The organism is Ornithinimicrobium avium (genome assembly GCF_003351765.1).
Classification (GTDB): domain Bacteria; phylum Actinomycetota; class Actinomycetes; order Actinomycetales; family Dermatophilaceae; genus Ornithinicoccus; species Ornithinicoccus avius.
Genome location: NZ_CP031229.1, coordinates 2538421 through 2564914, shown reverse-complemented (window position 1 = coordinate 2564914; position 26494 = coordinate 2538421). Strand labels below are relative to the sequence as shown.

Below are 26494 nucleotides of genomic sequence, written 5' to 3'. Positions count from 1 at the left end.
GCTGGTCGCGCTGCTGGGCGTGGCGGCGACCACCGTCGGCGACGACGTGCAGATCGGGCCGAACGTCCAGCTTCTCACGCCCACCCACCCCCTCGGCCCCCCGCTGCGGAGGGTGGCCGTGGGCGTCCCGCCCGGGGTCGTCCGCCGGCTGGACGAGGAGCCGGCGGACGGCGCGGACCAGGAGACCGGGACGCGCTATGACCGGGACGAGGTCCGACCGGGGAAGCTACGCCTCTGGGGCGACCTGGTAGAGGCCGATCGAGTTGCCGTCCGGGTCGGTGAACGCCGCCCACCAGCTCGTCTCGCTGATCGGCTGCTTCTCCATGGTGATCGTGGCGCCCAGCTCGGCGGCCCGGGCGAGGGCGTCGTCGATCGAGTCGACCTCGACGTAGCTGCGCGGCTGGGTGAAGCCCTCCGAACGCGGTGCCAGCCCGCCGCCGCTGATCTTGTTGGGGGCCTGCCACATCGGGTAGCCCTCGTAGCCGGGGACCTCCGCGATCTGCCAGCCGAACAGGCTTCCGTAGAACTCCGTCGCCCGTCCGGTGTCGCTCACCGGGATGTCGATGTGCGTGATGTCTCCGTGCGGCATCGTCGTGCTCCTTCGTCGGGTGGGACGGGTCCTCCCGTCCTTGTCCGAGCGTGGCACCGGGCACCGACAGGCGCACGCGGACGGGTGCCGGACGGACGAAGGACGGTGACCACGCCATTATTACCGCGTATGCTGTGGAAATGGCTTTGTCGGACGCCTCGGGCCCTCGCCCGGACCTCGTCGCCGCACGTCGCACCGGGGAGCGTCGCGCGGATGTCCTGCATGCCATCGCGGGTGCGCGCGAGGGGCTCGGCGTCCGTGCGCTGGCCGAGGCGACCGGGCTGCACGACAACACCGTGCGCTTCCACCTCGAGCGGCTCGTCGCCGACGGCCTGGTGGAGCGTCGTCAGGGGAGGTCGCCAGGTCCTGGCCGGCCGCCCCTGGTCTTCGTCGCCCGGCGCGACCAGGACGGTGCGGGCCACGACAACTACGAGCTGATCGCCGGGGCGCTGGCCATGCACCTCGGCGACGGCGAGGAAGCGATGGTCGCCGCGGAGGCGGCCGGTCGCGCCTGGGGTCGCAGCCACGCCGGAAGCGCCGGGAGCCCCGGGAGCCCCGGCCACGCCGGTGGCCCCGACCGTGCCGACGCGCCGGCGGGCGACTGGGAGGCCGGGCTCGACGAGCTGGTGCGGGTGATGGACGGAGCCGGCTTCGCGCCGGAGATCACAGACGCTGCGGACGGCGCCACGGTGCGTGTCCACCACTGTCCGTTCGGCAACCTCGCCCGCGAGGACCGGACCGTCCCCTGCGCCGTGCACCTGGGCCTCATGCGCGGGGTCGCCGAGGTGGCCGGAGGGGCCGTCCGGGTCGAGGGCCTCGAGCCGTTCGTGACGCCTTCGCTGTGCCTGGCCCACCTGGCTCCGGCCGCAGCCAGGTCGTCCTGACCCGCCTCCCCAGCCAGCTCCCGACCCGACCGCCTCACCCAGCTCCTGCCCGACCGCCACCCAGCTCCCGACCCGACCGCAGGCAGCACCCCGACCCGCTGGCCTGCCGGTGCGGTGCGGTCCGGGCGTGCAGGAGGGCCGTCCTGGCGACCGACACGCCGCAGTGCACCTTGTGCTTGTGCGCGACACGCCGCGGGGTGCGGCGCCGGCTGGGAGGGCCGTGCTGCGGGACCTGCAGGCCGCGGAGGTGCGTGACCGCCGAGGGGGCCCGACGGTGGGGACGGCCCCGCTCAGCCCTGGGGCGGGTTCGAGCTGACCAGCGGCGTGTCGACGCCCAGGGCGCCCATCTTGGCGGCGCCACCGGGGGAGGCCAGCGGCTCGTCGCGCCCGGGCAGGGTCTCGAAGAAGAAGTCGGCGTTGTCCTGCAGGTAGGGCGTGAACTCTGCGGGCAGGTCGTCCTCGTAGTAGATCGCCTCGACCGGGCAGACCGGCTCGCAGGCACCGCAGTCGACGCACTCGTCCGGGTGGATGTAGAGCGCGCGCTCGCCCTCGTAGATGCAGTCGACGGGGCACTCCTCCACGCAGGCGCGGTCGACCACGTCGATGCAGGGCTGGGCGATGACGTAGGTCACGACTACCTCCTTGGCGAGACTTCGATCCACCTAGTATTCACGATAGGTATCGTTGAAACAAGCGGGGGCTCGGTGCGGCCCGGGACCTGCAGGTCAGTGTCCCACGGTGAACCGGCGCCGCGGGTGCGCACCCGACTCGATCTCGTCGACGTAGGCCCTGGCCAGGTCCGTGCCGGAGATCTCGGAGGACCCGTCCTCCTTGGTGACCAGTACGTCGCCGCCCGTGCGGTAGCTGCCGGTGGTCTCGCCCGGCGCGTAGGAGCCGTAGAGCCCGGCCGGGCTGACGTAGAACCACTCCAGGTCCTCCGGCGCCTCGCGCAGCGCGTCGAGGACGGCGGCGTGCGCGGTGGCCTCGGGCTTCCAGTCCTCGTTGAAGTCGGGGGTATCCAGCAGCCGCGGTCCGCCCTCGGCGACCAGCGACGAGGCCGCGCCCCCGACGAAGGACAGGCGCGCGCCGTGGCGCCTGGCCGCCTCGATCAGGGCAGGCGTGCGCTCGAGCATCGGCGCGCCGTCGACGTCGACCGCGTGCAGCGCCACGACCAGCTGGTCGGCGCCGTCGGCGGCGGCGTCCACCACGGCAGGATCGGCCATCGAGCCGGTCCGGTACTCCACGCCCTCCTGCGGCTCGGCCGGCGCGTTGCGGCTGTAGGACACGACCTCGTGGCCGCGACCCACCGCCTCGCGCGCGATGTTGCCGCCCGAGTAACCGGTGCCGCCGAAGATGACGATGCGTGCCATTGAGGAGCGCCTCCTGCGTCGTAGGGACGGACCCAAGGTCCGTGATGCGTCATCTAGGTTACTCCGCGCCGCGGCACCGCTCGCGGCGGGTGCCGTCTCGGGTGGACGCGGGAGGCGGGTGCGGCGCCATACTCGTCCATGGTCCGTCTGCGCACCGTCTCGCCCGACTCGCCGGGCTGGACCCGTCGGCGGGCCGGCACCGGCTTCACCTACCTCGACGAGGACGGTGGACGCCTGCCCGCCCCGGACGTCGAGCGCGTGAAGGCGCTCGCGATCCCTCCCGCCTGGGAGCAGGTGTGGATCTGTCCCGCCCCCAACGGCCACATCCAGGCGGTCGGCACCGACGACGCCGGCAGGCGCCAGTACCTCTACCACCCCTCGTGGCGCGAGAAGCAGGACGCCAGGAAGTTCGACCGCATCCTGACGGCCTCGCGCCGGCTGCCCGACGTGCGCCGCCAGGTCACCCGCGACCTGCGGGCCGAGGGTATGCCGTGGAGCCGCGCCTGCGCGACCGCGGTCCGGATGCTCGACCTGGGCTACTTCCGGATCGGCCACGACGTCTACACCGACGTCAACGGCTCCTTCGGGCTGACCACCCTGGAGCGCCAGCACGTGCGCTCGGTGCGGGGCGGCCTGCGCTTCCGGTTCGTCGGCAAGGGCGGCGTCGAGCAGCAGCTGACGATCGAGGACGACGACGTGGCAGCGGCACTGCGGGCCATGCGGCGCCGGCGCACCGGCTCCGCCCGGGTGCTGGCCTGGAAGGACGGCCGGCGCTGGCACGACCTGGGCGCCGACGACGTCAACGACTACCTCGCGGCGCTGTTCGACGGCGAGCTGACCGCCAAGGACTTCCGCACCTGGCACGCGACCGTGCACGCCGCCGTGGCGCTGGCCAGCTCGCCGGAGCCGGGGGACACGAAGGCCTCCCGGCGCCGCGCGATCAAGGCGGCGGTCGAGGAGGTCTCGGAGTTCCTGGGCAACACCCCGACGATCGCCAAGGGGTCCTACATCGACCCCCGCGTCCTCGACCGCTACGAGAAGGGGGAGACGGTGGCGGTGCCGGCCGCGACCGAGGGGCGGCCCCCGGCACGGCGCCAGCGCAAGGTCGAGGAGGCGGTCCGCGAGCTGCTGGAGTGAGCGCACGGACGAGAGCGGAAGCGGTCACCCGGGGGTGAACCGCAGCGAGCGCGTTCCGGACCTTGGGAGCGGCGACCGCGCCCCGGCGGGCTGCCGGGACGCGGTCGCCGTCCTCCTAGGTGGGGCTGGTGCCCCGGTCGGTCACAGGGCGCGGAGCGCGTCCAGGACGACCTCCGTGATCGCGGTCTCTCCACCGACCACGGTGACCAGCTCCGGCTGCAGCCGGCTGACCTGGTCGGCCGTCGCCCGGGGCAGCGAGTCCGGCCGGGTCAGCAGCATCGGAGCACCGTCCCGGCCCGCCACGGCGGCGCCGGAGAGGGCGTCGGCGAAGCCGCGGCCCGAGGCCACGAACACCCTGGCGGAGGTGTCGATCGACTCGGCCAGCAGCGCCGCCGTCTCGTAGCGGTCGTCACCGCCGACCCGCGTCACGGTTCCGTAGGCGCCCAGGGACTCCTGGACCGCCTCGCTCACCGCCGTGGTGCCACCCATGAGCACGATCTGCTCGGGCGCCAGCCTCGTCAGCTCGGCGACCGTCGCTGCCGGCACCCGGTCCTGGCGCACCAGCAGCACCGGCGACTCCGTGTCGCCGGCGCGGGCCGCGGCGGCCAGCGCGTCCGGGTAGTCCAGTCCGGAGGCCACGAACACCGTGCTCGCCGCGTCGAACTGTCCGGAGATCGCCGCCGCGGTCCCGTACCGGTCGTCGCCCATCAGGCGGCTGATCGGCACGTCGCCGGTGAGGGCATCGACCTCGTCGTAGACCGACGCGGACACCGCGGCCGGGCCACCGACCACGACCACCGAGGCCGCGTCCAGCACCTGCAGCGCCAGCGCCGTCTCCCGCGGCAGCGAGGTGCTGCGCGTGAGCAGGACGGGACTGTCCACCGACCCGGCCCGTGCGGCCGCGCTCAGCGCGTCCGCGTAGGACTGGCCGCTGGCGACGAACACGACGTCCGGGGACGCGTACTCCTCGGCCAGCAGGGCAGCGGTGCCGTACCGGTTCTCGCCGCCGACGCGCTCGACCTCCAGGCCCGGCTCGGGCTGGACGGGCTGGCAGGCCGTGTCCAGCAGGCCGAAGTCCTGGGTGACCGTCTCGCCGCGGGGGACCGTGACGTCGGCGGACTCCGGACGGTAGCCGTCCTTGGTCGCCGTCACCTCGGCCGCACCCACACGGGTGTCGAACCAGGTCGCGTAGGAGCCCTCGGGGCCGGTCGTGAGGAACCAGCCCGGGAAGCCCTCGCGGTAGGGCGAGATGTCCACCCCGGCGCCGGGCAACGGCGTGGCCGCACCCTCGCAGGACAGACCGCTCACCGTGCCGGTCAGCTTGCCCCAGGTGAGGGCCGGGCCGACCACCATCGTCACCGGAACCTCCGGGGCGGACCCCGGGGCGTTGGAGACGATGCGCACCGACGCGGTGTACGTGCCCGGCTGGGCGACGTCGCCGTCGGTGGTGACCTCCACGGTCACCGAGTCTCCCGGAGCCAGCGTCGCGGTGGTCTGCGACAGCTCCAGCCACTCGACGTCGGCGCCGGAGGCGCCGCACTCGTCGAGCCCGGGCAGCACCTCGGCGCTGCCCACCGCGTCGAAGTTGCCGCTCGAGCCGCCGACCCGTGCGAAGCCGCACGCGCCGGCCCCGCGGTAGAGGGCCGCGTTCGAGGCGGGCAGGGAGCTCCACGCGTCGGCCGCCGGGTCGTAGGCGATCGTCGCGTTGGTGATCTCCCCGGCCTGCACGCCGCCGTTGACGACGAGCGTGCCGTTGGCCGCGGCGTACTGGCTGGCCCAGGTGTCGACGGGGGCGTCGGCCACCGCCGTCCAGGTGTCCGAGCCGGTGTCGTAGGCGAAGGTGCTCGCCGTCGCCGCCGCACCGTCGTTGCCGCCGGTGCAGTAGAGCGCGCCGTCGATCCCGCCGCAGGAGGCGAAGGCCGCCGCCTGCGGGTAGTCCGCGACCTGCGCCCACGTGTCGGCGGCGAGGTCGTAGCTGAAGACGCTGCTCGCCATCGGCAGGCAGTCACCGGTGGTGCACCCGCCGACGGAGTAGAGCTTGCCGTCGACGACGGCCTGGCCCGCGGCGGAGAAGCCCGCCGGTGCCGGTGCCATCTCGGTCCAGCTGTCGGCGCCCGCGTCGTAGGCGAACGTCTGCGCGCTGACGCCGCTGGCGACCCAGCCGCCGGCGACCACGATCCGACCGTCGACCACTCCGGTGGTCACCGCGCTGGCCGCGATCGGCAGCGGAGCCACCTGCACCCACGCCATGGCCTCGTTGTCGTACCGGGCCACGGTGTCGTAGGTGGTGGTGCCGTCCGTGCCGCCGATGCTGTACCAGGTGCCGTCGAGGTTGACGACGCGGTTGTCCATGACGACCGTCGGGAAGGCACCCAGATCCGTCCAGGGCGCCTCCGCCGGGACCGTGGCAGGAGCCTGGTCCGCGGACGTGCCCCTGCCCTGCTGGGCGAAGGACGTGGGGGCCTGGAGACGGACGACCTCGGCACCGTCGGCGTCCATGATCTCCTGACGGGTCATCGTGCTCCCGTCCGCGCGCAGCTGGACGAAGTCGCCCGGCACCTCGCGGAGCTCCACCTCGGCCTCGCCGGTGCCCGTGTTGGTCACCGTCAGCTCCTCGGTGGCCGACCCGCCGAGCGTGACCTCGGTGTCGATCGACTCCGGGGTCCACTCGAGGAAGGCCGCGCCCAGCTCGAAGTCGAGCCGGACGGTGTCGTTCTCCACGGTGGTCACCGACTGGGTCACGCTGGAGTAGTTGCGTGCCTCGGCGGTGAACTCCTCCTCGCCGGTGGTGGCGTCGAACAGCCAGTAGAAGCCGTCGGCCAGGTTCTCGTCGGCCGGCGTGGCGACCGTGACCGCGGAGGCGGTCTCGTCCGCGTTGCTCACGCGCGCGCCGACGACGCCCTCACCGGTGTTGCCGTCGAGGACGTTGCCGACCAGCAGGCCGCCGTCGTCGGTCGGGACGCAGGCGCGGTTGCCGACGAAGACGTCGTCGACCTCCCACCAGTAGTCCCAGGAGCCCTGGTAGCGGAACCGGACCTGGACCTCGCTCTCGCCGGCGGCGTCGGGGAGCTGCAGGGCGACCTCGCCGGTGGTGTCGCTGGTGTAGCTCGCGACCTCCGTCCAGGTGGTGCCGCCGTCGATGCTCAGCTCCACGGTGCCGCTCTCGCCGCTGCCGAGGAAGGCGTTGTAGTCGTGCTTGAAGCCGACCGCGGGGTCGCTCAGCTCGCTCATGTCCACGCTCGGTGAGACCAAGGAGGTGTCCTGGGCGCCGCCGCTGCCGTAGTAGTCGCTGTCGGTGATGGCGAAGCCGCCCTCACCGCCGGTGCGGTTGCCGCGGGACTTGGGGTCGTCGAAGCGCCACACCTGCTCGGTGCCGGCGTCGTCGACCACGGTCCAGCCCTCCGGGACGTCGGTGCCGTCGAAGGTCTCGATGACGCCGTCGGTCGCGTAGGTGTAGCCCGGGGCCGTGCAGCTCTCGGCGTTCACGGCCAGAGCGGCGTCCTCGGTGGTGTCACCGTCGACGAGCACGTCGCGGGTCTGCGTGTCGTAGCCGGGGTACTCGGCGACGAACTGCAGCTGGTAGGTCGCGCCGACCGGCAGGTCGAGCGCGTAGTCACCGGTCACCGGATCGGTGTAGGTGAACACGCCGGTCCCGACCGCGCCGACCTTCGCGTAGAGCGGCCAGCCGCGGCCGGACCCGTCGGTGACGGTGCCGGTGACGGTGGCCCTCGGCGAGGGCTGCAGGGCGAAGTCCTGGGTGGTGGTGGCGTCCTTGGTGATCGTCACGCTCGCGCTGTCGGTGGAGTAGCCGAACTTGCTGGCCGAGACGTCGTAGTCGCCGGTGGTGAGCAGCACGTCGTAGGTGCCGTCCGCGCCCGTGGTGAGCGTGCGGTCCAGCTCGCCGTCGACCACGATCGTCGCGCCGGCGACCGGCTCACCGTCGGACCCGTCGGTCACCGTGCCCTCGAGGACGCCGGTGTCGCCGATCGGGGCGGCCTGCACGGTGGCGAGGACGTCCATCCGGCCCTCGCCGAACCCGTTGTTGTCCTCCAGCGTGCCGCCGCAGGCCGGGTAGTCCGTGTCGATGGCCGCCCCGTCCAGCAGCAGGCGGGTCCCTTCCACGTCGCCGACCAGGGAGGGTGCGGCCGACCAGAGCAGCGCGACGGCTCCCGCCACGTGCGGGGTCGCCATCGAGGTGCCCGTGTAGTTCGCGTAGCCGTTGCCCGGCACTGAGGAGCGGATGTTGGTGCCCGGCGCCGAGATGTTGGGCTTGATCTCACCGTCCTGGCCCGCCCCGCGCGAGGACGAGCCGGCCAGCCCGTGCGAGCTGGTGTAGTTGCCCACCGAGTAGGCCACGATGCGGCTGCCGGGGGCTCCGGAGGTCTCGCAGGCCGGTCCGCTGTTGCCGTTGGCGAAGACGCCGAAGATCCCGGCGTCGGTCCAGGAGACGATGATGTCCTCCATGAACGGGTCGTTGCTCGGCAGCTCGGTGCCCCAGGAGTTGTTGATGACGTTCGGTCGCTTGGACGGGTCGGGCGCCGACCCGTCGACGCGGGTGGGCGCCAGCATCCACTGACCGGAGTCGATGAGCGCCTGGTCGGTCGGGCAGCACCCGGCCGCGGCGATCCACTTCGCTCCCGGAGCGACGCCGATCTGGTTGCCCGCGCCGTCGTCGCCGACCATCGTGCCGGTCACGTGCGAGCCGTGCCCGTTGTAGTCCGTCGGGGTCGGCGAGCCGCCCTGCGGGTCGAACCAGTTGTAGTCGTGGTCGAAGGAGCCGTCGCCGTTGTTGCCGCGGTAGTGCTCGACCAGCGCCGGGTGGTCGTACTGCACCCCGGTGTCGATGCTCGCCACGACCAGGCCCTCGCCGGTGACGCCGTAGTCGGTCCAGACGTCGTCGGCGTTGATGTCCGAGACGCCCCACTCGACGGCGGAGGGAGCCACGTCGGCGGGCTCGATCTCGGTCTTCTCGTCCGGTATGTCGTACACGCGGGGTGCGTAGATGCCGTCCACCTCGGGCGACTGGACGAGCTGGGCAACGAGGTCGCCGTCGCCGCCGGCGACGCGGATCGCGTTGGTGGCCCAGTAGGCGTCGTAGTCGACGCCCTCGGCGTCGAGCAGCGCCCGCACCTGGGCCTGGCTCTCCTCGGCCGTCTCGGTCAGCGCTTCGACGACCGCCTTGCCGCGTGCGTCCCAGTCGTCGATCGAGCGGAGCTGGCTGGAGTCGGGCCGGTCCTCGAAGTGGACCCAGAAGTCAGCGGCGCCCTTGGTGTCGAGCAGCTGCTGCACGTCCGCCTCGACGCTGGCCACGGAGTCGGGGGTCGCAGGGACCGGGCCCGGTTGTGCCGCTGCGGTCGCCCCCGCGAAGGGGACGAGCAGCGAGACGCCGGCGAGTCCTGCGAGCCACCTCCTCACTCTGCCTCGCGCATGAGTCATGTCTCCTCCTTGAAACAGGGCGGCAGGGTCGCCACCGTCTGTTCACGCTAAGGAGGCCCGGGGGGCAGGACAATGTCCGGACGTGGGCGGGACGTGGGCAATTCGTGGGCAGCCTACGTGCGCAACGCCTTGATGAGCTCGTCCTTGTCCATGTCGGAGCGGCCCTCGATGTCGAGCTCGGCGGCGCGGTCGTGCAGCTCCTCGACGGTCCACTCCTCGTAGGGCTTGCTCTCCCCGCCGCGCCGGCCGACCTCCTCGCGGGAGGTGTTGGCGGCCGCGTTGGAGATCGCGGCGGCCTTGGACTTGCTCATGCCGTCGTCCCGCATGGCCTCGTACATCTCCTCGTCCTTGATGCTCGGGCCCGGGTCGTCCTTCTTCTCAGGTGCCATCCCTCCACTGTGGCGCGGCACCCGGGGGCCGTCCACCGGGACTACCCTTCGGTCATGACGCGCGCCCCGCAGCACCACGACGTCGTGGTCGTCGGCAGCGGGTTCGGCGGCAGCGTGGCCGCTCTCCGGCTGGTCGAGAAGGGGTATGACGTCACCGTCCTGGAGGCGGGGCGCCGGTTCGCCGACGAGGACTTCGCGAAGACCTCCTGGGACCTGCGCCGCTTCCTGTGGGCACCCCGCCTCGGCCTGCGCGGCATCCAGCGCATCCACCTGCTCCCCGACGTGCTCGTGCTGGCCGGCGCCGGTGTGGGCGGGGGGTCGCTCAACTACGCCAACACGCTCTACCGGCCGGGGTCCGCCGCGTTCTACGAGGACCCGCAGTGGGCCGGCATCACCGACTGGCGGGCCGAGCTGGCGCCGCACTACGACACCGCCTCGGCGATGCTGGGCGTCGTCACCAACCCCAGCACCACGCCCGTGGACCTGGTCTACCGGGAGGTGGCCGAGGAGATGGGGGTGGGGCACACGTTCCGGCAGGCGCCCGTCGGCGTCTTCTTCGGCCGGGACGGCAGCCCCGAGCCCGGAGTGGAGGTCGAGGACCCCTACTTCGGCGGCGCCGGTCCTCGCCGCACCGGGTGCATCGAGTGCGGGGAGTGCATGGTCGGCTGCCGTTACGGGGCCAAGAACACGCTGGTCAAGAACTATCTGTGGCTCGCGGAGCGGGCGGGCGCGCGGGTCGTCCCCGACACGACCGTCGTGCGGGTCGTGCCCCGCGAGCAGGGAGGGTATGCCGTGCACACCCGACCCACCGCCTCCCCGAGCGCGCCCTGGCGGCGGGCGCGACCCCATACCCTCACCGCCGACCACGTGGTCCTGGCCGCAGGCGCCTGGGGCACCCAGCACCTGCTGCACCGCCTCCGGCGCGACGGCGACCTGCCGCACCTGTCCGACCGGCTCGGGCACCTGACGCGGACCAACTCCGAGTCGCTCCTCGGGGCGCTGGTGCCGCGACGGCGCGCGGGCGACCTCGACCTGACCCGCGGCGTGGCGATCACCAGCTCCTTCTACCCGACACCCGACACGCACGTGGAGCCGGTGCGCTACGGACGGGGGCAGAACGCCATGGGCCTGCTCGTCACGCTGCTCACCGACGGCGGCGGGCGGGTGCCCCGGCCGCTGAGGTGGGCGGGGCAGGTGGCGCGCCACCCGCTGCGCCTGCTGGGGCACTACACCGGGCTGGGGTCGTGGTCGGAGCGGACGACGATCGCGCTGGTCATGCAGAGCCGTGACAACTCGATCACCGTGGGGCCGGGGCGCGGGCTCCTCGGCCGCTACCGGCTGACCTCGCGGCAGGGCCACGGCGAGCCGAACCCGACGTGGATCCCGGTCGCCAACGACGCCGTGCGCCGGATCGCGCGGCGGCTGCGCGGGTGGCCGGGCGGCAGCATCGGGGAGATCTTCGACGTGCCGATGACCGCCCACTTCCTCGGCGGGTGCGCGATCGGTGACTCGCCGCGCACGGGTGTGGTCGACGCCTACCACCGTGTCTTCGGGCACCCGGGGCTCCACGTCGTCGACGGCTCGGCGGTCTCGGCCAACCTGGGCGTCAACCCCTCGCTGACCATCACCGCGCAGGCGGAGCGGGCGATGTCGCTGTGGCCGGCGAAGGGCGGGGAGGACCCCCGCCCGGCCCCCGGTCAGCCCTACCGGAGGGTCGCGCCGGTGCCGCCGGTGCGTCCTGCGGTGGCGTTTGGGCCGGCAGCGACGCGGCAGCGTGCCTGACGCGCTCACGTGAGTGGCGCGTGCACGGGCGCGGGGGCCCGGGCGTGCGGGAGCCACTCACGTGAGTGGTGCGTGCACGGGATCGGGGGCCCGGGCGTGCGGGAGCCACTCACGTGGGTGCGTGCACGGGATCGGGGGCCTGGGCGTGCGGGAGCCACTCACGTGGGTGCGTCCTGCCCGCCGGCACTGGACAGGTGACCTGCTGACCGGCTATTTTGACTATATAAATATCTGCCGTCCGGAGGCCCCCATGACGATCACGCCGAGCGCCCGCGACCTGTCCAGGGTGGACACCCTGCAGGTGGTGGTGCGGGAGAACACCCCGTTCCTGCCCAAGGTCGCGTTCACGCTCATCACGATCGCCTCGATGGCCGGCGTGACCCTGACCAGCACCGGCATGGGGCTCTCCTGGAGCCAGACCGGGATGCGCTGGCTGACGCTGTGGTCGACGGCGCTCGCGGGCGGCTTCCTGGTGTGGCGCACCGTCTACGTGCGCGGACGCGAGCCGGGGACGGACGACGCCGCGGTCGCCGCGCTCAACGACACCGCCTTCGACATCGCCGACCGCGTCTCCCGGTGGGTGGCCGTCGTGCTGGTCCTGGGCGCCCCGGGTGCGCTCGTCGTGCCGACGGTCACCGGCGCCGGGTGGGTGTCGGGCCTGCTCGTGGCCGGCTCGCTCCTGGTCGCGGCACTGATGGCGGTCGGCGTGCGCCGCGCCCCGGTGGCCGCCGCCGCAGCGCTGGTCGTCGCCGCGCTGCTCGTCGGCTGGGCCTGGCTGGACGCCGGCAACGGTTGGCCGTTCTGGATCCGGCTGCTCCACCTGACGGCGTTCACCCTGTGGCTCGGCGGGGCGCTGTGGAACATCGGCGTGGCCATGCCCGCCGGCCGCCAGCACCCGGTCGTGCCGGCCGTGCTCGCCGGGGCCCGGCAGCTCGACCGCTTCCGCTGGGTGGTGCGCTTCGCGCTGCCGACGATCATCGTCACCGGGCTGGTCATGGCCGGCGCCTACCGGTCACTGCCGATCCAGTGGTGGCTGACCTTCCCCGGCGTGCTGATCCCGCTGAAGGTCATGTCGATCCTCGCGCTCGTCGTCGTCTTCATCACCTGCCCGCTCTTCCGGCACTGTTCTCCGGTCCAGGGCGTCTGCGACATCGAGGACCTGCACCTCGACGACGACGTGGCCGCCGCCCACGTGCCGACCGCGGTCGACACCGGCGCCCTCGGCGCGGCGCAGGTCGACCCCGGGAGGGCGCTCCCCGCCCCGGCCGACGGCGTGACCCCGGGCGGCGGCGTCGTCCCGCAGGTCGCCGGCGCCGGTCGCGGTGCGGCCACCGGCACGAGCCCCGGGGCGTCCGGTCCCGCGACCGGCTCGTGAGCGCGGAGACCAGGCCCCTGCCGGAGGGCGTCGCCCCGCACGGCGAGCATCTTTTGCTCGACAACCGCACCACCCCGTGCGCCGTCGGGCTGATCCGCGCGGCGCGGGCGATCCGGGCGATGGAGCCCGGCGCGGTCCTGGAGATCTGGACCCGCGACCGCGTCGCCCCGGTGGAGATCCCGGTCTGGGTCGAGCGGGAGGGCCACCAGATCGTCCGCCAGGAGCGGTCCGGGCGCTGGCCGCGCGGCTGGTTCGTCTTCGAGGTGCGCCGGGCGGGCTGAGCAGCCGGTCGGGCCGGAAGGTCTGGTCTGAGCCGCGAGGCACCCACCGGGGTCCTCACCAGCGCGGGCCCTACCGACGCAGGCCCTACTGCGCAGCCTCGGCGATCGCCTTCTTGGTCAGCCGGCGCACGCGCTTGGGCCGGCGCGACCGCTGGGGGATCAGGCCGCGCATGCTCTCGTGCCGGCCGAAGCACAGCATCCGGTCCCCCTCCTCCAGCACCTTGTCCGCGCCCGGGTTGGGCATCACCCGCGTGCCCCGGTGCAGGGTGAGCACCTGGACGTCCTTCTCCCACAGGCCGGACTCGCCGAGCGTGCGACCGACGAGCTCGGACCCGGCGAGGACCGCGATCTCGGCCACGCCGTACCCGGTGGAGACGGCCAGCCGCTGGCGCACGTCGATGTCGGGGAAGCCGGACTGGTCGGCGATGTAGTCCACGATCGCCCCGGCCACGTCCAGCTTGGTCGCGGTCTCGATGCCCTGGAGTCCGGGGGAGGAGTTGACCTCCATGACCAGCGGGCCGTCCTCGCTCTCGAGCATGTCCACGCCCGCCACCCGCAGGCCCATGATGTGCGCGCTGCGGACCGCGACATCGGCGAACTCCGGCTCCAGCTCCACGGCCTCCACCGTCCCGCCGCGGTGGACGTTGGAGCGGAACTCGTCGCCCGACGCGCGTCGACGCATCGCCGCCACCACCCGGTCGCCGACGACCAGGGCCCGGATGTCGGTGCCCTTGCTCTCCTTGACGAAGCTCTGGATGAGCACGTGCTGGTTGGTGCCGTGCAGCGTCTCGACGATCGCCTCGGCCACCTTCATCTCCGGGGCCAGGATCACGCCGATGCCCTGCGTGCCCTCGAGCAGCTTGATGACGACCGGCGCCCCGCCGACCATCTCGATCGCGTGCGGGATCTCGTCGCGGTTGCGCACGAAGACGGTCGCCGGCATCGCGATCTCGTGGCGCAGCAGGATCTGGCTGGCGCGCAGCTTGTCGCGGCTGTTCATGATGCCGTTGGCGGTGTTCGGCGTGTAGACGTCCATCTGCTCGAACTGGCGCACCACGGCGGTGCCGAAGTAGGTCACCGACGCCCCGATCCGCGGCAGCACCGCGTCGTAGGCGGACAGCGGCCGTCCGCGGAAGTGCAGGTCGGGCTCGGGGCCGGCCAGGTCGATCCCGAAGCGCAGCGTGTCGAGGACCTTGACCTGGTGGCCGCGTTCGAGGGCGGCGGTGCGCAGCCGCTGCGTGGAGTAGGCGCGCAGCGAGCGCGAGAGGATGGCGAGCTTCATGGGGGCGTCCTGAGAGGATGGGGCGCGTGACCGGGCAGACCCATGAAACCATCCCCGCCGCGACGGTCGTCGGGTGGCGGGAGTGGGTGCGCCTGGACGCCCTCGGCGTGCCCTGGATCAAGGCCAAGATCGACACCGGCGCCCGCACCTCCTCGCTGCACGCCTTCGACCTGCAGGCCCTCGAGGTGGACGGCTCCCCCCGGGTGCGCTTCAGCATCCACCCCTGGCAGGCGACGGCGCAGGACGAGGTCGCCGTCGAGCTGCCGGTCCACGACGTGCGCTCGGTCCGCAGCAGCTCCGGCCACGCCGAGACGCGGTATGTCGTGCTCGTCCCCCTCGTGCTGCACGGCCGGCAGGTCGAGGCGGAGGTCACGCTGACCGACCGCGACGAGATGGGCTTCCGGATGCTCGTCGGGCGGGAGGCGCTGGTGCCGGGCTTCCTCGTCGACCCCGGGCTCTCCTACGCCGGCGGCCGCCCGGAGCGCGCGGTGCGCCGGCGCAACTGGGGCAGGACGACGGCACCCGGGAGCCGCGGGTGAGCGCCCTGCGACCCTCCTTCCCGATCGGCGGGGTCAAGGTGCGCGCGGGCCAGCTCCGCGAGGTCTCGCTGGACGTGACGCGGCTGGTCACGGGCGCGCAGGTGACGCTGCCGGTGCACGTCCTCCACGGCCGCGAGGAGGGCCCCGTCGTCTGGCTGGACGCCGCGGTCCACGGTGATGAGGTGGTGGGCATCGAGGTCATCCGGCGGGTGCTGGCCAGGCTCTCGCCGAGGACGCTGCGCGGGACGGTCCTCGCCGTGCCGATCGTCAACGTCCTGGGCGTGATGACCGGAGACCGCTACCTGCCCGACCGCCGCGACCTCAACCGCAGCTTCCCCGGGTCGCCGCGCGGCTCCCTGGCCGCCCGGATCGCGCACCTGCTGATGACCGAGGTGGTCGCCAAGTGCGAGGTCGGGATCGACCTGCACACCGGTTCGGACCGTCGCTCCAACCTGCCCCAGGTGCGGTGCGACCTGGAGGATCCGCGGACCCGCGAGCTGGCCGAGGTCTTCGGTGCGCCGGTGACCTACCACGCCAAGCTGCGCGACGGGTCGCTGCGCTCCGCCGCGCGCGAGGCCGGCGCGCGCGTCCTGCTCTACGAGGCGGGGGAGGCGTGGCGGATCGACGAGTATGCCGTCACCCCCGGGGTCGACGGCGTGCTGCGGGTGCTCGCCACCCTCGGGATGCTCGATGAGGACGTCGAGGTCCCGCCGACGACCGCCCCGAGCGAGGTGTGCTGGCGCAGCGGCTGGGTGCGTGCCCGGCGGACCGGGCTGCTGAGCATGGACGTCTCGCTCGGCGACCACGTGCAGGTCGGTGGGCGCCTCGGTGAGCTGCACGACTCCTTCGGCCGGCGGCCCACGATCGTCAAGGCTGACCGGGACGGCATCGTCATCGGACGGACCGAGGCGCCGGTGGTCAGCTCGGGCGACGCCCTGGTGCACATCGGCTCGCTCGAGGAGGTGCCGGCGCCCTCCCCGGTGCTACTGTCCGCAGGAGGTGACCAGGCCGTCGTCGGCGCGAGGAGGCCCGCATGTTTCTGACCGTCCATGAGCAGGAACGTCTCATGGTCTACACCGCAGGAAAGCTGGCCATGGAGCGTCGCGAACGTGGCCTGCGGCTCAATCTGCCCGAGGCGACCGCGGTCCTGACCTCCTTCCTCCTCGAGGGTGCCCGCGACGGCCACTCGGTGGCCGACCTGATGGAGGCCGGGCGGCACGTGCTCTCCCGCGAGGACGTCATGGAGGGCGTGCCCGAGATGCTGGCCCAGGTGCAGGTGGAGGCCACCTTCCCGGACGGGACCAAGCTCGTCACCGTGACCGGACCGATCCAGTGAGTGAGCGATGAGCAACGAGCAGGCACCCCAGGATCCCCAGGAGCGTCCCGAGCTGTCGGAGAACCCGTTCGACAACCCTACGCTGCGCGACGGGGGGCAGGAGCGTCCCGTCGAGCACGCCAGCGACGATCCCGGACGTGACTACCCCAGCACGACGCGGTCGACCGGGGCCCAGCGGCAGATGGCCTCCGGCGTGGGCGCACCCAGCGAGCCGCGCCGACCGGGCACCAACGAACGCCAGGCACCGCGGCGCCACTGCGCCGACGAGCTGGCCGCCGCCGACCCGGTCGTGCCGGGCGAGGTGCTCCTCGGCGAGGGACCGGTGAGGATCAACGAGGGCGCGGAGGTCACCCGCCTGCGGGTCAGCAACCCCTCCGACCGCCCGATCCAGGTCGGGTCCCACTACCACTTCGCCGAGGTCAACCCGGCGCTGCGGCTGGACCGGCAGGCGGCCTGGGGCAAGCGGCTGAACATCCTGTCCGGCGGCTCCGTGCGCTTCGAGCCCGGCGTCGACGAGGACGTCGAGCTCATCCCGATCGGGGGCGCCCGGATCGCGCTCGGCTTCCGCGGCGAGTGCCGAGGAGCCCTCGATGGCTGAGATCTCCCGGTCCGAGTACGTCGCCTCCTTCGGCCCCACCACCGGGGACCGCATCCGGCTGGCCGACACCGACCTGGTGATCCAGGTCGAGAAGGACTACTGCGCCGGCGGCGACGAGGTCGTCTTCGGCGGCGGCAAGTCGATCCGCGAGTCGATGGGGCAGTCCGCCCGGACCCGCGCGGAGGGCACGCCCGACCTGGTCATCACCGGGGTCGTGGTCCTCGACCACTGGGGCGTGGTCAAGGCCGACGTCGGCGTGCGCGACGGACGGATCACCGCGCTGGGCAAGGCGGGCAACCCGGACACGATGGACGGGATCCACCCCGACCTGGTCATCGGCCCCTCCACCGAGGTGATGGCCGGCAACGGCCTGATCATGACCGCCGGCACGGTGGACACGCACGTGCACTTCGTCGGGCCCGACATGCTCAGGATCGCCCTGCAGACCGGGACGACCACGGTCGTCGGCGGCGGCACCGGCCCCGCGGAGGGGTCCAAGGCCGCGCTGGCCACGCCTGGTGCCTGGTGGATCGAGAAGATGCTCCAGGGCATGGATCCGTGGCCGCTGAACCTGCTCTTCCTCGCGCGCGGCAACGCGATGAACGAGGAGGCGCTCTGGGAGCAGCTGCGCGGCGGCGCGGCCGGTTTCAAGGTGCACGAGGACTGGGGCGCGACGCCCGCCGCCATCGACCTGACGCTGGCGGTCGCCGAGCGATCGGGCGTCCAGGTGGCCATCCACTCCGACACCCTCAACGAGGCCGGCTTCGTGGAGGACCTGCTCGCGGCGGCCGGCGGACGCACCTTCCACGCCTTCCACACCGAGGGCGCCGGCGGCGGCCACGCGCCGGACATCATCCGGATCGCCGCCGAGCGCAACGTGCTGCCCGCCTCCACCAACCCGACCCGGCCGTTCACCGTCAACACCGTCGACGAGCACCTCGACATGGTGATGGTGGCCCACCACCTCAACCCGCAGGTGCCCAACGACCTGGCCTTCGCCGAGAGCCGCGTGCGGGCGGGCACGATCGCCGCCGAGGACGTGCTCCAGGACCTCGGGGCGATCTCGATCATGTCCTCCGACGCGCAGGCGATGGGCCGGATCGGCGAGGTCGTGCTGCGCACCTGGCAGACCGCGCACCAGATGAAGAAGGTCCGCGGCAGCCTGCCCGGCGACGGTCTGGCCGACAACCTGCGCGCCCGCCGCTACGTCGCCAAGTACACGATCAACCCGGCGATCGCGCACGGCATCGACCGGCACGTCGGCTCGGTCGAGCCCGGCAAGCTGGCCGACCTCGTGCTCTGGCAGCCGGCGCTCTTCGGCGTCCGCCCGTTCACCGTGCTCAAGGGCGGGATGGCGGCCGCGGCCGCCCTCGGCGACCCCAACGCCTCGATCCCCACCCCGCAGCCGGTCTCGGTGCGGCTGGGCTTCAACGCCTTCTCCCCGGCGGCCGGCGCGACGAGCCTGGCGTTCGTCTCCGAGGCCGCGATGGAGGACGGCATCGCCGACCGGATCGACGTCGGGCACGAGTTCGTGCCGATCACCTCGACCCGCGGGGTGACCAAGGACGACATGGTGCAGAACGCCGCCCGGCCGAGCATCGAGGTCGACCCGCACACCTACGCGGTCCGCGTGGACGGCGAGCTCGTGGAGCACGAGCCCGCGGAGTTCCTGCCGATGGCCCAGCGCTACTTCCTCTTCTGATGCCGACCGACACCGAGCCGGCCGGCGGCGCGGCCGCCCTGCTGATGGTCGCGGACGGCCGCTTCCCCTCCGGGAGCTACGCCCACTCAGGCGGCCTGGAGTCGGCGGTCCGCCACGGCTGGGTGCGGGACCTGGCCGACCTGGAGGGCTTCCTGCTGGGCCGGGCCGCGACCACCGGGCTGATGAACGCCAGCTTCGCCGCCGCGGCCCACGGCTGCGCCGGCGCGCCGTCCCTGCTGGCGCTGGACGCCGAGCTGCTGGCCCGCACCCCCTCCCCGGCGCTGCGCCGGGTCGGCGTGGACCTGGGCCGGATGCTGCTGCGCGCCGCGCAGCGGATCTGCCCGCACCCGGTGCTGGACGAGGCGCCGCCGCAGCTCCAGCAGCCGCTGGTCTACGGGCTGGTCGCGCGTGCCGTGGGTGCGCCGGCCCGGGCCGCGGCCGCCGCGGTCCTGCACGAGACCGTCACCGGGCCGGCCACCGCCGCGGTCAAGCTCATGCACGTCGACCCCTTCACCACCCACCGGGCGGTGCTGCGCCTGGCCCCCCGGCTGGACGACCTCGCCGACCGCGCGGTGCTGGCCGCCCGGGGCGACCCCGCCGACCTGCCCAGCCCCGGCGCGCCGCTGTCCGACGTCGCCGCCGAGCAGCACCGAGACCTCGATGCCCGTCTCTTCGCCTCCTGAGCCGGCCACCCGGGTCGGGGGTATGCGGTGCCGCGCCGTGGTCCACACGCTCGCCGAGCCGACCGCCCGGGGCCCCGTCAGCCGGGTCGCCCGCCTCCGTGCCCAGGCACCGCTGGTGCCCCGGCCGACCGGTGCCAGCGGCTTCGAGCCCTACGTGCGCCGGGACCCCTCAGCGGTCCGCGTGACGCTGTCCACCGGGGCGGCCGGCCCGATCGGCGGCGACCACTACGAGCTCGAGGTCGTCGTGGGTGCCGGCTCGACGCTGGTGCTGCGCGAGGTCTCGGCCACCCTCGTGCTGCCCGGCCCGCACGGGGACACCTCGCGCACGCTCGTCCGGGTCCGGGTCGAGGAGGGAGCCACCTTCGTGTGGGTCCCCGAGCCGCTGATCGTCGCGCACCGCTGCTCGCACGAGCACGACGTCCGCATCGACCTGTCCGCGGACTCCCGTCTCTTCGTGCGCGAGGAGCTCGTCCTGGGGCGGCACGGCGAGCCGCCCGGCGACCTGCGCGCGCAGCTGCGGGTCCGGCGCGAGGGCGCGCCGCTCATGGCGCAGAGCCTGCAGCTCGGCCCGGGCGCCGACGGCTACGCGGGGGCCGCGGTGCTGGGTCCGCACCGCGGCGTCGGCACCGCCGTGGTCGTCGAGCCGGACGGTCACGGGATCGGTGCCGCCTCGACGCAGGACGCCACCGCGACCATGCCCCTGGACCGCACCGCCCTGCAGGTCTCGGCGCTCGGCGAGGACGCCCTCCAGCTGCGCCGCCGGATGGACGCCGCGCTGGCCGGGTGCGGCCCCGCGTGGGGGTCGCCGACCGCCGACCGCTGGTCGGCGGTGCCGCGCTGACCGACCCGGGCACACCCCATACCCAAGGAGAAGGAGCCAGACATGACCTCGAACGCGACCGACGCCCCGCACCGCGCGCTGCGGCTGGGGGTGGCCGGGCCCGTCGGCACCGGCAAGAGCTCGACGATCGCCAGCCTGTGCCGCGTGCTCGCCGGGGAGATGTCGATCGGCGTCATCACCAACGACATCTACACCGACGAGGACGCGCGCTTCCTGCGCTCCGAGGGCGTGCTGCCGCAGGAGCGGATCCGCGCCGTGGAGACCGGCGCCTGCCCGCACACCGCGATCCGCGACGACGTGACGATGAACCTGCTGGCGGTGGAGGACCTCGAGCGGGACTTCTCGCCGCTGGACCTCGTCCTGGTGGAGTCGGGCGGGGACAATCTCACCGCGACCTTCTCCCCGGCGCTGGTCGACGCCCAGCTCTTCGTGCTCGACGTCGCCGGCGGCGGCGACGTCGCGCGCAAGGGCGGGCCCGGCATCGCGCGGGCGGACCTGCTGGTCGTCAACAAGATCGACCTCGGCGAGCACGTGGACGTCGACGTGGAGCAGATGCTTGCCGACGCGCGCGCCGCCCGCGACGGGCGACCGGTGCTCGGCGTCTCCCGCAAGCGCCCGGAGACGGTGGAGGCCCTGGCCGGCTGGGTGCGCGAGCTGCAGGCTGCCTTCACCGGCGGCGGGCACGAGCCGGTCGACCCCGGGCCGATGGCGCCGCACTCGCACGCCGACGGCACCGTCCACCAGCACGGGTAGGAGGCCGGCGTGGGTCAGGGGGCGCGCCGCGGTCGCGCGGAGCGGGGGCGGGCGGCGCGGTCGCGGCGGCCCAGCCACAGCGCCAGCGCCACGCCCGCCAGGGCGCCGAAGAGGTGCCCCTGCCAGGACACCCCCGGGCGTAGCGGCAGGACGCCCCACAGCAGTCCGCCGTAGAGCACGATCACGAGGACCCCGACCAGGGCCGGCGCGATCCGGCGGGCGGCGAACCCGTAGACGGCGAGGAAGGCGGCATACCCGTAGACCACCCCGCTGGCCCCGATGACCACCGTGCGCGGCGCGCCGAGCAGCCAGACCCCCGCGCCGCCGAGGAGGACGACCCCGACGGTGACCAGCCACAGGTGCCGGGTGGTCCACGCGAGCAGGCTGCCCAGCACGAGCAGCCCGGAGGTGTTGGCGATCAGGTGCCCCAGGCCCAGGTGCAGGAACGGGCTGAGCACGATCCCCGGCAGGCCGTCCGCCTGGCGCGGCCGGATGCCGTAGCCGTCCAGCTGCAGCGGCGTGAGCAGGTCGGCCAGCTCGGCCACCCACATCAGGGCGAGGAGCACCAGGACGGGTATGACGCGGTGCAGCCACACGGGCAGCCCCGGGCTGGCCGTGGGGCCGGGTCGGGTGGGTCGGGCGACGGTCACGGGCACCACACTGCCACCCGTGCCTGAGCGCCGGTGCGTCAGCCGGCGCGGCGCAGGGAGAAGAGCTGCCAGGCAGAGACGCCGGCGAGGACCCCGCCGGCGAAGGTGAGGACCAGCCCCGGACCGGGGGTCCAGCCCTGCATCCCGACCAGGCTGGCCATGTGGAAGAACTGCCACGCGGGCAGCGCCACGCAGATCGCCGCGGCGGCCAGCGCCTGGAGCGCGGCGGGGACACGCAGCGGCACGAGCGCGCCGGCGAGGGCGAGCACGCCGACGGTCGCGGTCCACTGGCCGGGCCCGCGCATGCCGTTGATCGGGCCGAACTGCGTGTAGAGCCACGGCAGGAAGGCCCCGACGATGATCATCGCGCTGGCGGCGAGCAGCCGCATCTGCCCGGGCATCTTGCGCCGGCGGGTGCGGGTGGGTGCGGTCTGGGTGGTCATCGCGTACCGAGCCTAACGGGCGGGGGTGGCAGAGGTGGGGGGCCGGCACGGTCCCGGTGGGACGACCCGGGACCGTGCCGGAGCTGGCGGTGGCTCGGCGCGAGCTACCGGTTGTCGAGCTCGAGGTCGCCGTCGTCGAGCGGACCGTCGGCGTGGGCGACGACCAGCTCGCTACGGCCCGGGTAGCGCACCTCCTCGACCAGCTGCTGCATCCGCTCCGAGGGTGCCGGGGTGACCTGCGAGACGGAGATCGTCACGATGAAGTTGATCAGCATGCCGACGAAGCCGAAGCTCGTCGCGCTGATCCCCAGGATCCCGTCGCTGCCGCCATAGATCGGCAGCGTCCAGATCTGGTAGGACAGCGTCGTGGCCAGTCCGGCCGCCATGCCGGCGGCGGCACCCATCGCGGTCGTCTTCTTCCAGAAGATCCCGAGGAAGAGGATCGGGAAGAAGCTGGCTGCTCCGAGCCCGAACGCCAGCGCGACGACCTGGGCCACGAACCCGGGCGGGTTGATGCCCAGGTAGCCGGCCACGAGGATGGCGAAGCCCATCGTGATGCGGCCGACCATCAGCTGCCGCGCCTCGGTCGCCTGCGGGTTGATCCGCTTGTAGTACACGTCGTTGGCGACGGAGGAGGAGATGACCAGCAGCAGGCCGGAGGCGGTGGACAGCGCCGCCGCCAGGCCGCCGGCGGCGACCAGACCGATGATCGGGGCGGGCAGGCCCGCGATCTCCGGGGTGGCCAGCACGACGATGTCGTTGTTGATCGCCAGCTCGAAGCCCTTGCCGATGCCGCCGGCCACGTCGATGACCCCGTTGCCGTTGAGGTCGTCCACGGTGATCAGGCCCACCTCCTGCCAGGACTTGAACCATCCGGGCTCGCTGCCGATGGCCGTCCCGGGGATCTGCTGCAGGATGTTGAACTTGCTGAACGCGCCGATCGCCGGGGCGGTCGTGTAGAGCAGCGAGATGAAGAACAGGGCCCACAGCGCGGAGAACCGCGCCGCGCGCACGCTGCGCGCGGTGTAGAAGCGCACGATCACGTGCGGCAGTCCGGCGGTGCCGAACATCAGCGTGGCCGTCATGAGCAGCATGTTGAGCATGTTCATGTTGGCGAACGCGCCCGTGTAGGGGTCGAGCCCGAACTCGGCCTGCAGCGCGTTGAGGTCGCCCATGATCTGGCCGAACCCGATCTGCGGGACCGGGATGCCGGTCAGGTGCTGGGAGATCGCGACCGCCGGGATCAGGTAGGCCACGATGAGCACGGAGTACTGGGCCACCTGGGTCCAGGTGATGCCCTTCATCCCACCGAACACCGCATACAGGAACACGATGGCCATGCCGATGATGACGCCGAGGGTCTCGTTGACGCCGAGGAAGCGCTGGAACACCACGCCGACGCCCGACATCTGGCCGGCGACGTAGACGAAGCTGACCACGATCGCGCAGACGACGGCGATCAGGCGGGCGGACTCGGAGTAGCGGTCACCCACGAAGTCGGGCACGGTGAACTTGCCGAACTTGCGCAGGTAGGGCGCCAGGAGCATCGCCAGCAGCACGTAGCCGCCGGTCCAGCCCATCAGGTAGACCGAGCCGCCGTAGCCGTTGGTCGACAGCGCGATGATGCCGGCCATCGAGATGAACGACGCGGCGCTCATCCAGTCGGCGGCGATCGCGGCGCCGTTGGCGGGGGCGGGGATGCCGCCGCCGGCGACGTAGAAGCCGGAGGTCGTCGAGACCCTGCTGGCGTAGGCGATGTAGATGTAGAGCCCGAAGGACAGGGCGACGAAGACGAGGGTCCAGGCCTGGACGGAGCTCATGAGCCGTGCACCTCCTCCTCGTACTCGGTGATGCCGAACTCCGCGTCGAGCTTGTCCATCCGCCACACATAGATGGCGATGAGGGCCAGGAAGGTCAGGATCGAGCCCTGCTGGGCGAACCAGAAGCCGAGCGGGACGCCCATGAAGCTCACGGTGTTCAGCGGCTCGACGAAGACGATGCCGGCGCCGAAGGAGACCAGTGCCCAGACCACGAGCAGCACGCTCATGAGGCGCAGGTTGCGGCGCCAGTACTCCTGGCGTCTGGTGGCGTCCATCACGACACCTCGGCCGGGGTGACAGGGAAACTCATGGGAGCGCTCCTTCGTGGTGGCAGGGGCCGCCGGGTCACGGCGGTGTGACCCGAATCACGGTAGGCGCGCCCCGCGCCGGCCGCGAGGCCCAGCGGGCAGCCGCTCGACGGACGGTGCGCGGGGGGCGTCCGGTGGGGCGCGACCCACGACGAACGGTGCACCGGCCCGGCACGTGCGGCCCCGCGGCGACGAGCGGTCGGTCCGGCACGACGACCGGTCGGGTATGCCGTGCGGACGGTCGTCCGGCGCGTCCGGACGGGCCGGCGGCGCCGTCCGGCGCGCTCAGCGGCGCCGGGCGACGAGATCGCCAGGATTCCGGACCAGCCCACCTGGCACGTCCCGCCAGGACGCCCACGGCACTTCTTCCCGCGGCCTGCCGCCGGCGCGGCCGGTGCCGCGGGCTCAGAGCATCAGGCTCGCGCCGAGCAGCGCACCCAGGAGCGAGAGCTGGGCCGTCGCGCCCAGCACGTCCCCCGTCGCCCCGCCGACCAGCCGGTGGGCCAGGCACCCCACCAGGAGCGCGGTCAGTGCGGCGCCCACGAGCATCGCGAGCCCGAGCCACCCGAGCAGCACGCAGAGCACCACGGGCACGAACCACGCAGCGACGGTGCGCCCGCCGGTGAGCCCCTCGACGACGGTGCGACCTGTCCCCTCGGCCCTCGCGTACGGCAGGAGCAGCGCCACCGGGAGCATCGCCGACCGGGAGAGCGACCAGGCGGCGGCACCGACCAGCGCGGCCGTGACCCACCCGGGGGAGTGGAGCAGCAGCCAGGTGCCCCCGAACCACCCCGCACCCGCGGGGGGCGCGGGCGCCACCAGGCCGACCAGCAGGGCTACCTCCAGGAGGAGCGCCAGCACGACCGCGGCCGTCCCGTAGACGCCGGTCGCGTGGTCCTTCATGATCCGCAGCCGGCTCTCGCGGTCGTGCCCGCCGAGACCGTCGGCCACGTCGGCCAGGCCGTCGAGGTGGAGCGCACCGACGACCACCACCTCGACGACGACCACGAGCACGACGGCGACGAGCGCGGACGTCATACCCGTCAGCGCCCCGGCCAGCAGGAGCAGCCCCGCACCGAGGAGCGCCCCCACCGCCGGGAACCACACGGCCGCCCGCGCCAGGTCGGGCACCCGGCGCGGGTCGTGCGGGACCGGCACCCGGGTGAGGAAGGCGACCGCGTCGAGGAGGCTGCGCACCGGGTCCTCAGGCCGTGGGGGTCGAGTCGGCCAGGCCGAGGTCGGCGAAGCTGCCCATCTGCGCCAGCAGGGCGACGGCCGAGCGCAGCACCGGGACGGCCAGGGCGGCGCCGCTGCCCTCGCCGAGCCGCATCCCGAGGCGCAGCACCGGCTCCAGGCCGAGCTCCTCCAGCTGCACCGCGTGGCCCGGCTCCGGGGAGAGGTGGCCGGCGACCATGGCGTCCACCGACGCGGGGGCGAGCCGGCTGGCGACCAGGGCGGCCGCCGTGGTGATGAAGCCGTCGAGGAGCACCGGCACGCGCCGGGCGGCGCAGCCGAGCACCACGCCGGTGAGGGCGGCGACCTCCAGGCCGCCGATCCCTGCGAGCACCTCCCACGGGTCGTCGGCGTCGCCGTGCCGGCGCAGGACCGCGTCGACCGTCCGGACCTTGGCGGCCAGGGCCTCGCCGGACACGCCGGTGCCCGGGCCGGTGACCCGGGCCGGGTCGCGGCCCAGGAGGGCGGCGGTGATCGCGCTTGCCGTGGTCGTGTTGCCGATGCCCATCTCGCCCAGGCCGACCAGGTCGGTGCCCTCGTCGGCGAGGCGCTGCGCCAGGCCGATGCCGTGCGCGACCGCCTGCTCGGCCTGGGCCCGCGTCATCGCGTCCTCCTCCAGCGTGTTGCCGGTGCCGGCGCGGACGCGCAGGTCGAGCACCTCGTTCTGGCCGGGGAGGACCGGCGGCGGCGCGACGACCCCGAGGTCGGCGACGAGCAGCCGTGCGCCGGACTGCTGCGCCAGGACGCCCACCGCGGCGGTCCCGGCGGCGAAGCCCTGCAGCATCAGGCCGGTCACCTCCTGCGGGTAGGCGCTGACCCCGCTCGTCGCGATCCCGTGGTCCGCGGCGCACACCACGATCGCCGGGTGGTCGACGTGGGGGGCGGTCGTGCGCTGGATGCCGGCCAGGCGGGAGGCGAGGTGCTCGAGCAGGCCGAGGCTGCCCAGTGGCTTGACCTTGCCGTCCATCGCCGCGGCGGCGGCCGCCGAGGACTCGGCGTCCAGCGGTTCGATCCGGGCGACCGTGCGGTCGACGAGCTCGCGCGGGGTCAGGGTGCTGTCCAT

Annotated in this window: 25 protein-coding genes; 13 read left to right on the top strand and 12 right to left on the bottom strand. The window is 73.4% G+C overall.

What is annotated here, in order from left to right:
* Window positions 1–226: 226 nt before the first annotated feature.
* A complete protein-coding gene (locus DV701_RS11755; RefSeq protein ID WP_114928484.1) occupies window positions 227–589 on the bottom strand; it encodes a VOC family protein in 363 nt (120 codons plus the stop codon).
* A gap of 140 nt (window positions 590–729) precedes the next feature.
* Here DV701_RS11755 and DV701_RS11750 point away from each other — a divergent pair, with 140 nt between their 5' ends.
* Window positions 730–1473 (top strand): helix-turn-helix transcriptional regulator, encoded by a 744-nt coding sequence (locus DV701_RS11750; protein ID WP_114928482.1) that lies wholly within the window; start codon window positions 730–732, stop codon window positions 1471–1473.
* Between the two features lie 290 nt (window positions 1474–1763).
* On the opposite strand, the gene fdxA is transcribed toward DV701_RS11750, so the two are convergent.
* Window positions 1764–2105: a ferredoxin gene (gene fdxA / locus DV701_RS11745; protein WP_114928480.1), complete on the bottom strand. Its 342-nt coding sequence runs from the start codon at window positions 2103–2105 to the stop codon at window positions 1764–1766.
* A 93-nt stretch (window positions 2106–2198) separates the two neighbouring features.
* Entirely contained in the window at window positions 2199–2843 is a 645-nt protein-coding gene (locus DV701_RS11740) for an NAD(P)-dependent oxidoreductase (protein WP_114928478.1), read from the bottom strand.
* A 138-nt stretch (window positions 2844–2981) separates the two neighbouring features.
* Between DV701_RS11740 and DV701_RS11735 the strand changes: the two genes are divergently transcribed.
* Entirely contained in the window at window positions 2982–3980 is a 999-nt protein-coding gene (locus DV701_RS11735) for a DNA topoisomerase IB (protein ID WP_114928477.1), read from the top strand.
* A 141-nt stretch (window positions 3981–4121) separates the two neighbouring features.
* Here DV701_RS11735 and DV701_RS11730 read toward each other — a convergent pair whose 3' ends face one another.
* Together DV701_RS11730 and DV701_RS11725 are read right to left on the bottom strand one after the other, a co-directional pair.
* Window positions 4122–9416 carry a cell wall-binding repeat-containing protein gene (locus DV701_RS11730; RefSeq protein WP_114928475.1) on the bottom strand — a complete coding sequence of 1765 codons (5295 nt, stop codon included), beginning with the start codon at window positions 9414–9416 and terminating at the stop codon, window positions 4122–4124.
* Window positions 9417–9529: 113 nt separating this feature from the next.
* Entirely contained in the window at window positions 9530–9805 is a 276-nt protein-coding gene (locus DV701_RS11725) for a DUF7218 family protein (RefSeq protein ID WP_114931075.1), read from the bottom strand.
* 54 nt (window positions 9806–9859) lie between these two features.
* Between DV701_RS11725 and DV701_RS11720 the strand changes: the two genes are divergently transcribed.
* The 3 genes from DV701_RS11720 to DV701_RS18270 all read left to right on the top strand — a co-directional run bounded on the left by DV701_RS11720 (window position 9860) and on the right by DV701_RS18270 (window position 13243).
* Window positions 9860–11587 (top strand): GMC family oxidoreductase, encoded by a 1728-nt coding sequence (locus DV701_RS11720; protein WP_114931073.1) that lies wholly within the window; start codon window positions 9860–9862, stop codon window positions 11585–11587.
* 121 nt (window positions 11588–11708) lie between these two features.
* Window positions 11709–12962 carry a hypothetical protein gene (locus DV701_RS18490; protein WP_202863521.1) on the top strand — a complete coding sequence of 418 codons (1254 nt, stop codon included), beginning with the start codon at window positions 11709–11711 and terminating at the stop codon, window positions 12960–12962.
* A complete protein-coding gene (locus tag DV701_RS18270; RefSeq protein WP_162802995.1) occupies window positions 12959–13243 on the top strand; it encodes a sulfurtransferase TusA family protein in 285 nt (94 codons plus the stop codon). Before DV701_RS18490 ends, DV701_RS18270 begins: the two co-directional genes overlap by 4 nt.
* Before the next feature lie 85 nt (window positions 13244–13328).
* Here DV701_RS18270 and rimK read toward each other — a convergent pair whose 3' ends face one another.
* Window positions 13329–14525 carry a 30S ribosomal protein S6--L-glutamate ligase gene (gene rimK, locus DV701_RS11705; RefSeq protein ID WP_114928473.1) on the bottom strand — a complete coding sequence of 399 codons (1197 nt, stop codon included), beginning with the start codon at window positions 14523–14525 and terminating at the stop codon, window positions 13329–13331.
* A 26-nt stretch (window positions 14526–14551) separates the two neighbouring features.
* Here rimK and DV701_RS11700 point away from each other — a divergent pair, with 26 nt between their 5' ends.
* Genes DV701_RS11700 through ureG form a run of 8 tightly spaced genes read left to right on the top strand, consistent with a single transcriptional unit; the run spans window position 14552 to window position 20977 of the window.
* Complete coding sequence (locus DV701_RS11700; RefSeq protein WP_228254996.1) at window positions 14552–15064, top strand: ATP-dependent zinc protease family protein; 513 nt, start codon at window positions 14552–14554, stop codon at window positions 15062–15064.
* A complete protein-coding gene (locus DV701_RS11695; RefSeq protein WP_114928469.1) occupies window positions 15061–16107 on the top strand; it encodes a succinylglutamate desuccinylase/aspartoacylase family protein in 1047 nt (348 codons plus the stop codon). Before DV701_RS11700 ends, DV701_RS11695 begins: the two co-directional genes overlap by 4 nt.
* Window positions 16098–16400: an urease subunit gamma gene (locus DV701_RS11690; protein ID WP_114928467.1), complete on the top strand. Its 303-nt coding sequence runs from the start codon at window positions 16098–16100 to the stop codon at window positions 16398–16400. Before DV701_RS11695 ends, DV701_RS11690 begins: the two co-directional genes overlap by 10 nt.
* A 7-nt stretch (window positions 16401–16407) precedes the next feature.
* On the top strand, window positions 16408–16998 hold the full coding sequence (locus tag DV701_RS11685; RefSeq protein ID WP_228254995.1) for an urease subunit beta: 591 nt from the start codon (window positions 16408–16410) through the stop codon (window positions 16996–16998).
* Complete coding sequence (locus DV701_RS11680) at window positions 16991–18700, top strand: urease subunit alpha (protein WP_114928465.1); 1710 nt, start codon at window positions 16991–16993, stop codon at window positions 18698–18700. Before DV701_RS11685 ends, DV701_RS11680 begins: the two co-directional genes overlap by 8 nt.
* Window positions 18700–19383, top strand: a complete 684-nt coding sequence (locus DV701_RS11675; protein WP_202863520.1) for an urease accessory protein UreF — start codon at window positions 18700–18702, stop codon at window positions 19381–19383. The genes DV701_RS11680 and DV701_RS11675 overlap by 1 nt, the downstream gene beginning before the upstream one ends.
* 37 nt (window positions 19384–19420) lie before the next feature.
* The gene (locus DV701_RS11670; RefSeq protein ID WP_162802994.1) at window positions 19421–20224 is read left to right on the top strand and encodes an urease accessory protein UreD; all 804 of its coding nucleotides are present in this window, start codon (window positions 19421–19423) and stop codon (window positions 20222–20224) included.
* 42 nt (window positions 20225–20266) lie between these two features.
* A complete protein-coding gene (ureG, locus tag DV701_RS11665) occupies window positions 20267–20977 on the top strand; it encodes an urease accessory protein UreG (protein ID WP_114928461.1) in 711 nt (236 codons plus the stop codon).
* A 14-nt stretch (window positions 20978–20991) separates the two neighbouring features.
* On the opposite strand, the gene DV701_RS11660 is transcribed toward ureG, so the two are convergent.
* The 6 genes from DV701_RS11660 to cobT form a co-directional block, all read right to left on the bottom strand.
* Window positions 20992–21627 (bottom strand): rhomboid family intramembrane serine protease, encoded by a 636-nt coding sequence (locus tag DV701_RS11660; protein WP_228254994.1) that lies wholly within the window; start codon window positions 21625–21627, stop codon window positions 20992–20994.
* A 38-nt stretch (window positions 21628–21665) separates the two neighbouring features.
* Complete coding sequence (locus tag DV701_RS11655; protein ID WP_114928459.1) at window positions 21666–22070, bottom strand: hypothetical protein; 405 nt, start codon at window positions 22068–22070, stop codon at window positions 21666–21668.
* A 104-nt stretch (window positions 22071–22174) separates the two neighbouring features.
* The gene (locus DV701_RS11650) at window positions 22175–23890 is read right to left on the bottom strand and encodes a sodium:solute symporter family protein (RefSeq protein ID WP_114928458.1); all 1716 of its coding nucleotides are present in this window, start codon (window positions 23888–23890) and stop codon (window positions 22175–22177) included.
* Window positions 23887–24165 carry a DUF4212 domain-containing protein gene (locus tag DV701_RS11645; protein ID WP_114928456.1) on the bottom strand — a complete coding sequence of 93 codons (279 nt, stop codon included), beginning with the start codon at window positions 24163–24165 and terminating at the stop codon, window positions 23887–23889. The genes DV701_RS11650 and DV701_RS11645 overlap by 4 nt, the downstream gene beginning before the upstream one ends.
* 438 nt (window positions 24166–24603) lie before the next feature.
* Window positions 24604–25395, bottom strand: a complete 792-nt coding sequence (locus DV701_RS11640; protein WP_114928454.1) for an adenosylcobinamide-GDP ribazoletransferase — start codon at window positions 25393–25395, stop codon at window positions 24604–24606.
* A 7-nt stretch (window positions 25396–25402) separates the two neighbouring features.
* Complete coding sequence (gene cobT, locus DV701_RS11635) at window positions 25403–26494, bottom strand: nicotinate-nucleotide--dimethylbenzimidazole phosphoribosyltransferase (protein ID WP_114928452.1); 1092 nt, start codon at window positions 26492–26494, stop codon at window positions 25403–25405.